4 protein-coding genes are annotated in these 4,531 nt (G+C 42.4%); all 4 read right to left on the bottom strand.

Annotated features, from left to right (window positions below; translation table 11 throughout):
* Positions 1-270 (bottom strand): Arm DNA-binding domain-containing protein (locus C5O24_RS10995; RefSeq protein WP_240604981.1); only part of this gene is annotated, 270 nt, incomplete at its 3' end.
* A gap of 892 nt (positions 271-1,162) precedes the next feature.
* Positions 1,163-2,092, bottom strand: coding sequence for a hypothetical protein (locus tag C5O24_RS10990; RefSeq protein ID WP_107037031.1), 930 nt, complete (start codon positions 2,090-2,092; stop codon positions 1,163-1,165).
* 322 nt (positions 2,093-2,414) lie between these two features.
* Positions 2,415-3,029, bottom strand: coding sequence for an RloB family protein (locus tag C5O24_RS10985; protein ID WP_068960721.1), 615 nt, complete (start codon positions 3,027-3,029; stop codon positions 2,415-2,417).
* Between the two features lie 3 nt (positions 3,030-3,032).
* Entirely contained in the window at positions 3,033-4,232 is a 1,200-nt protein-coding gene (locus C5O24_RS10980) for an AAA family ATPase (protein WP_107037032.1), read from the bottom strand.
* Between the last annotated feature and the right edge of the window lie 299 nt (positions 4,233-4,531).

Below are 4,531 nucleotides of genomic sequence, written 5' to 3'. Positions count from 1 at the left end.
ATACTTGCCTTCTATGAGAAGACGGTTGTGTATCTCGCAGAAGCGGGACCTCATGTTTTCAAGGAACTTGTTCAGCTCGATGTCGCGCCGGGACTTGCCGAGGGTTTTCTGGCGTCTCTGGTCCCAGTTGTCCGGATTGACCTTCCTACCGATTGTAAACTCGGTCTTCTGGCCTGCCGTGGAGATTCTGACGTAGATGGGATATTCGCCATCCGTGATCACGTGGGGCTTTCTCGGAAAGAAAGTCATTACAAAAAAGGATTCTTTCATACGTTGCGGATTTAATGGTTACATAAAGATAATCATTATTCGCCGGATTGTCAAGCCGGGAAGAATCCGTATCATCAGAAACGCAATATCAGGGTGTCATCATGAGAGGCGTGAGTCGGCGACTCACGGCAAAGCTGCGCAAAATACAGAGGCTCGAACCTAAAAACGTCAATTAAACACCGGATTTAGTTAAGAAGCCTTTCATTTCTTAAATGATGTTAAGAAACAAGTATCGTCCTTTCCAAAAGTGGTGTCGGGGATAGCTGAATGTGAACCCTGCGCCCCACATGGTGTCCGCTTTTTCATGGGATAAGTATCCCGGTTTCAGCCGACTCACGGCAGGAGAGGGAGGGGTGGCTCACGTCTGCGTCACTACCGTGAGTAATTTGACTCACGTTTGCGCGACTCACGCATATATCACGTCTACGCTCCGAAATCTGCTGTATTCTGCCGTGAGCAGAAAAATAAAAAACGCTGAAACTGTCATTGTTTCAGCGTTTTGCGGTGTTTTTTACGACACCAAAGTGATCCGCCTGGGGTTGGCGAATCTTATGCTTTGCATTGATAATCAAGTTGTTGGCATTGCTCTTCCTGTGGTGTACACGTTACGCACACGATAGTGTTTCAATGTTCTTCGTCATTTTTCATCCGATAGTGCAAATTTAATCATTTTCCGCGATGTACACGCTATCCTAAATGTTAAAGTTTCTGCAATCGGAATCAGCATATTAGCCGTTATACTGCTGTCAAATCTCAATTATCTTGTCTCTCTTGGAATCTCAGTGCTCGTTTGAGGGATGTTCGGAAAGGACTTCATCGCAGGCTGTGTCTCCGATAATCACAAAGTTGTCAGAGAAGTCGGCAAACGCTTCCCTGAATTTTTCAAGTCCTCCTACCATTTTATTTTATTCATCATTATTGCAATTTCTTTCTCAACCCGTGGGTCGTTATCATCTTTCAATGTCAGGAACAATGACAATTTATCCACATAGCCGGAAGTGCCTGACGGCGGATACTTCCATATCTCGATGCGCTGTGTATCTTCAAAAGAGTGCAATTCGGGTATGGAGTATTTATGTTCACGCACCCACTCCGCAGTCAAAACTCTTGTCGGGACATCCTCCGGGGCGAGCATTGAGTAATGCGACAGAGCCGAGATTCCGCCAATATCTCCTTCGGGAAATACATCTGATGTGTATTCTATGCTTTTGATTGGATCAATTAGATTGGTTGACGCCTTATCCCAAAGTTCTTTCCCTGACAGTTCAAACACAAGTTTCTTATTCCTGCTGCCTTCCAGACTAACCAATCCCAATGCTTCAAGTTGCTTTATGGATTTGGCGATTGTCTTATATTTATAAGGTACTTTATCCTCCAACTCTTTAAGCGACAAACCGTCAAGGCTCTCGATCTGTAGATGATAAAGAAGAATATATTGTGTTGACGGATAAAACAATTCTTTAATCTCACTTTTTGTTGACAGCCTGTTGATAATCAAGGTAGGCACAAATGCAAATTTATCGGCTACGATAAAATACACTCCTTGCTCCACTAATCGGTCACGCTCATAAGTCAATAAATTGTCAAAGTAAAATACAGCCGGAATATGCTTGATGCTTTCAATTCTTTCCGAAATCTTACGACGCTGCACATTGGTATAATCCATTTCACCTTTGGCCACAAGCAAAAGCATAACCTGCCCATTGAAATCAAACTGCATCATCTTGAAATTTGCAATGAGTTCAAGCCACAGACCTTTTTGGTCTTGCTTGGATAGATTCCGAAGCTCTATCTGCTGTCCGGCGATTGTTATCTCCTTCATGTTCTACGATATTTTGCATTATTCTCCGAGTGTTGGAGAATAATGCAAAATTGCGGAGAATAATCTAATTTTACAAATATATCAGGATTCATTTTTTTAACAGGGACACATTTTACATCAATCCCAGTTATAATACACCGTGGTGTTCAATGTCATTGAACACTGCAAGGTATATGAATTAATTCGGAATAACACGCTCCTCCTTAATTTCGGCAATAGAACCTTGCTTATTGCCGAAATTAAGTTATTGTGATAGCCATGCTTTTTCCCCATCGTGCCGTGGTGTTGACGAGCGAACACACTTCATACTATACTGACAAAATCAGACAATTCCCAGCTCTTTGAACATTGAGCCTATTTCGGAATAGGTATAATCCCGTTCTCCGTCAATCAGGCATTTCTCAGATTTCAGGGCATTCTCAATCGCCCTTACCCAATCACCGCCTTTCTTCTGGAAATATTGATGCAATGGATGTGTCCTGAAAAACCGTTGAGTTTTTTCATATCCACATATCCGGCAAAGCTCGTCCTCTATGCTTTTTGAATCGGCATAATTTTGTCCCGTATATCTGAAATAATAAAGGAAGAACAGTTCAGTGCAGCGGTCAGTCTCAAAGAAACGGACTTCATAATTGAGCCCCTTTTTCTCATTGTGGACCTTCTTGCCATGATATTTCCGTTTCAATTCAGAATAGGCTGCCCAACTTGTCGGGTCTTTCTTCTTATTGTCCATGTCGATAAGACAAAAAATCCTGTCATATCCGATTGCTATTGCAGATTCAATCGAGCGTTCCAATTCACGCAGGCTCGTATTCTTCGGAGTGTCCGGTTTGATGCTCTGTAACTGGCGGAACTCATCCTTCAATGAATTGAGATAGAAGAACTCCGTAGGGCCTTCGCCGATAATCACAGTGGTTTGTTTCCTTACTTTTGGCATGGCTCATTCCTGATTTAAGATGAACGGCGAACCCAACACAGGTTTTGACCCAAACCGACCGATACGATAGGAATTGTAGAGTGAGTGTTCCCTGCGGAGGCCGAGTTTGTCAGCGCGGGTATATTCAGATGCCGCCGTTTCAGATGACTTCTCTACGAACCACACTGATTGACGGTTTTCATTAAACTGATCTTCTGAAAGCAATGTCATCTCCTGTGTTGTGAAAAACAACTGCGATTGGCACGAATTGGCAAGGAAGACCTGAATATAATACAGTAGCAGATCATAATGCAAATCCTCGCCTAATTCGTCAAGCATATAGATATGGTCTCCGGTTATGGCATTATACAGATAGTTAAGATCAACCAGATATTTAATTGTTCCGGCAGACTGTGTGGAGAGAGGCAACATGAAGTTACCTTCATCTGATGTATTTACAAATTCCACATGATTTTCGACACCATCCGATATGACGCTGAAATTTGAAATATTGAAATCAGCCTTTTTCAACATCTGTATGAAGAATTCTTTCTTTTTCTCATCCTGACTTACTTCCTTCAAAAGAGAGACGAGGCTTTCACCGTCATTGCTGACTCCATGTACATGGGACTTAATCCAATTGTACAGTGCCGCAATCTTACATGCGTCTTCCGGCAAGGACACTTTTCCATACGTAGAGAGGACCGAATGATTGTTGAGAGTATGCTCTTTCAGAACCCGGAGGGTCTTCGCCTTTATCCCGATGCTTGTTCCAAATTTAATCTCGCATTGTCTGTCTTCACCGGCAAACTCGCGTTCATAAAACAGAGACTTGCTCTTATTGGGATAGTAATTCAATTCCTCTCTGATGATATGGCTTTCGAGATATGAAATCATATAATCATATCTGATACCGTCGGCATAAAAAGACACGAACATCTTTGTCGGCTGATTCTTGATCAAAGCAAAAGGCATTTCAGAATGTACTCTTTCATTTCGATCCTTACGGTCAATGAACATAAGTTCAAAAGCATTCTGCATCGCTTTGAGCATATTCGATTTGCCCGAAGCGTTGGCTCCGAATATTATTCCCACACGGCCAAGATGAACTCCTTTTGAGATTTCGGCACTCATCCAGTTTTCATCATCGCCGTCCGTCTCGAAGTTCATCGTTTGGCGTTCCCGAATTGACAGGTAGTTTTCAGTCCAGAATTCGCGTATCATTTTGTGTTTTATCTAAAATTTAAGCCTATATTACAGGCTGACTGCAAAATTAGCTATAATTTTTGGCGTTTCCAAGAAAATCAAGGCTAAATCTGGTAGATGCTTTATTCAGATGCGATTTTCAGCAATGTAAACTCCAGAGAGGCGTGACGGCTGAGCTTGTCATCGCATAGTGGATATTCTCAACAAATTGACCCCCTATGGATTATTTAAATTGACCCCCATTGATAACCTGTGATTTTTGGACAGTTTTTACAGGGGTTGACAATAGGGTCTGGGGGATTCTGATGGCGTGTTGA

This window comes from Paramuribaculum intestinale (assembly GCF_003024925.1).
GTDB classification, from domain to species: Bacteria; Bacteroidota; Bacteroidia; order Bacteroidales; family Muribaculaceae; genus Paramuribaculum; species Paramuribaculum intestinale.
Note: the sequence above shows the minus strand (reverse complement) of the source record. Positions and strands in the feature narration are given on the sequence as shown.